The sequence below is a fragment of the Veillonella sp. CAG:933 genome, assembly GCF_000431435.1.
In the GTDB taxonomy this organism is placed as follows: domain Bacteria; phylum Bacillota; class Negativicutes; order Veillonellales; family Veillonellaceae; genus Veillonella_A.
Genome location: NZ_HF986188.1, coordinates 108,656 through 113,678, shown reverse-complemented (window position 1 = coordinate 113,678; position 5,023 = coordinate 108,656). Strand labels below are relative to the sequence as shown.

The 5,023-nt window shown below is 44.1% G+C and carries 6 protein-coding genes; all 6 read right to left on the bottom strand.

What is annotated here, in order from left to right; all coding sequences use genetic code 11:
• Positions 1-128: 128 nt before the first annotated feature.
• Positions 129-1,031 carry a protein translocase subunit SecF gene (gene secF, locus QZL64_RS05215; protein WP_021840944.1) on the bottom strand — a complete coding sequence of 301 codons (903 nt, stop codon included), beginning with the start codon at positions 1,029-1,031 and terminating at the stop codon, positions 129-131.
• A complete protein-coding gene (gene secD / locus QZL64_RS05210) occupies positions 1,031-2,287 on the bottom strand; it encodes a protein translocase subunit SecD (protein WP_021840943.1) in 1,257 nt (418 codons plus the stop codon). Before secD ends, secF begins: the two co-directional genes overlap by 1 nt.
• Before the next feature lie 101 nt (positions 2,288-2,388).
• Positions 2,389-2,952, bottom strand: coding sequence for a 5-formyltetrahydrofolate cyclo-ligase (locus QZL64_RS05205; RefSeq protein ID WP_247239742.1), 564 nt, complete (start codon positions 2,950-2,952; stop codon positions 2,389-2,391).
• A gap of 1 nt (position 2,953) precedes the next feature.
• On the bottom strand, positions 2,954-3,235 hold the full coding sequence (yajC, locus tag QZL64_RS05200) for a preprotein translocase subunit YajC (RefSeq protein ID WP_021840941.1): 282 nt from the start codon (positions 3,233-3,235) through the stop codon (positions 2,954-2,956).
• Positions 3,236-3,286: 51 nt separating this feature from the next.
• Positions 3,287-4,396: a tRNA guanosine(34) transglycosylase Tgt gene (gene tgt, locus QZL64_RS05195; RefSeq protein WP_021840940.1), complete on the bottom strand. Its 1,110-nt coding sequence runs from the start codon at positions 4,394-4,396 to the stop codon at positions 3,287-3,289.
• Between the two features lie 127 nt (positions 4,397-4,523).
• A partial coding sequence (locus tag QZL64_RS05190; protein WP_296309330.1) for an S-adenosylmethionine:tRNA ribosyltransferase-isomerase occupies positions 4,524-5,023 on the bottom strand: 500 nt, incomplete at its 5' end.

Sequence of the window (5,023 nt, the reverse complement as noted above, 5' to 3'; positions counted from 1 at the left end):
GTTTTGTCATGCCTATTCGGCGTACAATAAAACACAGTAGCCTCGAAAGACTACTGTGTTAATTATATTACTTATACGATTATACTACCGTTCGCATTATATAGCCACACTAATTTTATGTATTACCATTAATTAGCTTTAACGGCATTACGCATATCTTTTTTGTTGCTGCTCTTCCAAATAGCCCAAATAGAAGTAGCTACGCAAATGGAAGAGTACGCACCACTTACGAAACCGACAATCATACAGAGAGCGAAGTTTTTAGTTGTATCGCCACCGAAGAAGTAGAGTGAGCAACAAGCAAACAATACTGTTGTCAAAGTATAGCAACTGCGGTGAATACTTTGCGCAATACTTGCATTCGCCAAATCGGCAAATGTATCAGAACGTTTATGGGTATGCGTGTTTTCACGAATACGGTCGAAGATAACTACCGATTCATTCATGGAATAACCGATTACCGTCAAAATAGCGGCCAAGAAGGACGCATCGATTTCCAACTGGAAGAAGGAGAATACGCCAAGTACCATGATAAGGTCATGGAAAATAGCGGCTAATGACGAAAACGCGATACGGTATTCGAAACGGAAGGAAATATACGCTGCCAATACTAAGAAAGCAATGGCCAAGTTAATAAGCGCATGTTCCGTAACTTCCGAACCGATTACGGCCCCTACGGATTCCACACGTTTTACTTCATTTTGACCTACATTTTTATTTAAGCTTTCCACAACGGCTGCGCTTTCATTCGCATCGAGGTTACGGGTACGAATGATAACGTCCTTACCGGATGTTTCATTGCTTTCACCGGATAACTGAATGATAGCATTTTCCAAATTGAACTGTTTCAAATCTTCACGAACTTGCGCAACCTGTACAGGCTGATTAAATACTACTTCTACAATGGTACCACCGGTATAGTCGATACCGAAGTTAAAGCCGCGTACGAAGATAGACACAAGACTGGCAATAACCAAGAGAGAAGACAACGTGAACCACCAACGATGGTGTTTAATAACGTCAAAACGCATTATTTTTTGCCTCCTTTCTTGTAAAGCTCCATGGTCGCGGTTGGCGACACATTAGCACCATACCAGAATGGATGATTCGTCAAATTACATTCGATCAACATCCGCAATAAATAACGGCTTACAAATACGGCCGTAACCATACTGATAGCAACACCGAGACCGAGGGTAATAGCGAAACCGCGCACCGGACCGGAACCAAGCACAAACAAGATGGCTGCCGTAATCATAACGGACATGTTCGCATCCACGATAGTTGCAAGGGCACGCCGGAAACCGGATTCCATAGACATGCGCAAGGTTTTACCAACCTGAACTTCTTCTTTAAAGCGTTCGAAAATCAGGATATTCGCATCCACCGCGACGCCCATGGAGAGAATAATACCGGCGATCCCCGGCAGTGTTAAGGTAGCCTGCAAGAAATGCAATACGGCCAACAATAATAATACGTAAATGAGAAGCGCTGTAGTCGCTACGAAACCGGAGACACGGTACAATACCAACATAAACGCTACGATAAGACCGATACCTACGGCAAAGGCTGTTACCGACTTATCTTTGGAGTCCTGACCAAGTGTCGGACCTACGGTACGAACTTCCAATACATTAACTTTTACAGGCAACGCACCGGAACGAAGCAAAATCGCAAGGTTTTTAGCTTCATCTAAGGTCCTACTACCGGTGATTACGGCTTTACCGCCCGTAATCGGTTCGTTAACTACAGGGTTTGTTAATTGTTCTCCATCAAGATAAATCCCGATGTGACGACCCACATTCATAGTTGTCAAATCAGCGAATTTCTTAGCCCCTTCATCGGTAAACTCAATAGCTACCATGAATTGCTTATTCTGACCGATTTGTTCTTTCGCATCTTTTAAATCATTACCGGTTAAATGAACTGTGCCATTTTCATCCTTAAATTCCATAACCGCTGTTTTACCAATGGTTTTAATGGCTTGGTCCGGATCTTTAACACCCGGTAATTCGATAATGATACGTTTCTTACCTTCACGCTGAATTAATGGTTCAGCCAAACCCATTTCGTTGATACGACGTTCAAGAATCTGTCTGGCTCGTTCTACCGCATCATCAGTTACTTTGTTCTCGCCCGCATCTTCTGCTTCCAGAACGATGTGTGTACCACCTTGTAAGTCCAGACCTTGTTTAATCGATTGTGCCAAAGGCCCAATAAAATAAATAAAGGCTGCAAAGATCAAGGCAATAACTGCAAGAAATTTTGCCAGTGCCTTACCGTTCAAAAAAATTCCCCCTCCTTAAATCGCCAGGGCAGCCACTATTGCGCCAATAAATTGAAACGTAATAGCAGTGTAAAATGATTTCACATAATTAAGATACATAATTATTTAAATGTTAAAACGCGCTCGTCCGTAATTAACCCGGCGAGGCGTTTATCATGCGCTTCCATAGGAATCTCATCGGATACAACTTGGATGTCCCATGCAACGCCGATTAAGCGTTCTTTAGGGACTTTAGCCAAAAATCGGTCATAATAACCGGCCCCCATCCCCATACGGCCACCTTTGGTATCAAAAGCTACTCCGGGAACTAAAATTAAATCCAGTTCATTAGGCGCCGCCGTTTCATAAGGTTCATTAGGAATGCGTATATGAAGGACGCCTGTTTTCACATCATCAAGACGTGTTAACCGGGCTGCAATCATTTCGGTTTTAGATACGCAAACCGGCACAAAGACCGCTTTGCCCTCTGCCAAAGCCTGTGTAACCAGAGCATCGAGATTAGCCTCTTTCGGCATGGCCAAATAGGCCATTATGGAGTGAGCCTTTTTATATTCAGCTGATTCCATAATGTGTTTGCACAGTGCCTCGGCCCGCGTTTTGCATTCACTGTCAGACATGGCTTGGCGCCTTGCTTTAAAAGCAAGGCGCATTGTATGCTTATCCATATTATTTGTCATCTTTGCCAAGCACATGAGCTACGCTGGAACGAGCTAATTTGATTTCAACTTTTTCAGCGATTTGAAGCATAATTGCATCGTCAGTCAAAGCATTGATTGTACCGTAAATACCACCGATAGTCACAATTTTCTGACCTTTTTTCAAACTGTTCAAAAGTTCGTTACGAGCTTTCTGTTGCTTTTTCTGTGGACGATATAAAAGGAAATAGAAAATTACAACCATTAATAATATCGGCCAACCGGCTTGAAATAACTGTTCTAAATCTGCCACTGTCTGTTCACCTCCAAAAAAACATATATATCTTTCAACGTCTAGTGTCCCCTATTTTTTATAACCGGCCCAAAATTCATCACGAAAAGCCGGGAATCGGTCTTCCAAAATAGCGGCGCGCATTTGACGCATGAAATTCAATAAGAAATACAAATTATGATACGACACCAAACGGAAAGCCAAAATTTCTTCCGCCTTGTATAAATGTCGAATATAGGCACGAGAATAATTGCGGCAAGTATAGCACTGACAGCCTTCTTCCAACGGACCCCAATCATGAGCGTACGTAGCGTTTTTAATAACTACACGGCCATTATGAGTCATGGCCATACCGTTACGCGCCACACGCGTCGGGAATACGCAGTCAAACATGTCTACCCCGCGAGCCACACCTTCCACCAAACAGTCCGGTGTGCCAACGCCCATCAAATAACGAGCCTTATTAGTCGGTAATAATGGCGTTGTGTGATCCAAGATATCGTACATCAAATCATGCGGTTCCCCAACGGATAAACCGCCGATGCTGTAACCGTCAAAGTCCATAGCCACCAATTCTTTGGCACTACGGGTTCGTAAATCTTTATACATACCGCCCTGAACGATACCGAACATGCCTTGAGTCGGTGATGTGTGAGCCTTGCGGCAACGTTCCGCCCAACGAGTGGTACGTGCCGTAGAACGGTCCGCATAAGCATAATCAGCCGGATACGGAATACATTCATCAAAAGCCATAGCTATATCGGCACCTAATTGCTCCTGTACTTTAGTAGCAATTTCAGGTGATAAAAACTTCTTGGAACCATCGATGTGGGAACGGAAGGCTACCCCTTCTTCGGTAATTTTGCGCAAATCACCGAGACTGAATACCTGGAACCCGCCACTGTCGGTCAGGATACCGCCATCCCAATTCATAAAGCGATGTAAACCGCCCGCCTCTTCTACAAGGTCCGGACCGGGACGCAAGAACAAGTGATAAGTATTGCTCAAAATAATCTGAGCGCCCATCTCTTTTAATTCTTCCGGCGACATGGTTTTAACCGTTGCCTGTGTGCCTACCGGCATAAACATAGGTGTTTTAAATGTACCGTGCGGCGTATGTAAAAGCCCCGCCCGTGCACCGGTATGGGGACATTCTTTTTGTAATTCATAGGTAATAACCAAGCATATCCTCCTATCTAGTTGCAACCTGTCAAGTACATATTATAGCACAAAATATTTAACGAATAAACATAACATCGCGTTGCTTGACTGTTAACAATGAAGCGAAGTATGTTGTGTCGCCAATCTGTTAGCGAATAAACATGGCGTCGCCAAAGCTGAAGAAGCGATACCGTTCCTTAACCGCTTCTTTATAAGCAGCTAAGCAATGCTCTCTGCCCGCCAACGCACTGATGAGCATGAGTAACGTTGATTGAGGAAGATGAAAATTCGTTATAAGCGCATCAACCATCTTATATTCATAACCGGGATAGATAAAAATCTGCGTCCAATCGTGACCGGCCTGAAGAACGCCATCCTTCGTGGCCGATTCCAAGGTGCGCACCGAAGTAGTACCTACAGCTACGATACGCTTACCGGCCGCTTTGGCGTCGTTAATAATTTTCGCCGTTTCCGCCGTTACCACATAGTATTCACTGTGCATTTCATGGTCTTCAATCGTTTCTTCCGATACGGGACGGAACGTACCAAGCCCTACGTGAAGGGTTACAAAGGCCAAAGTAACGCCTTTGGCTTTTAAGCGTTCCAATAATTCCGGCGTAAAATGAAGCCCCGCCGTAGGTGCGGCGG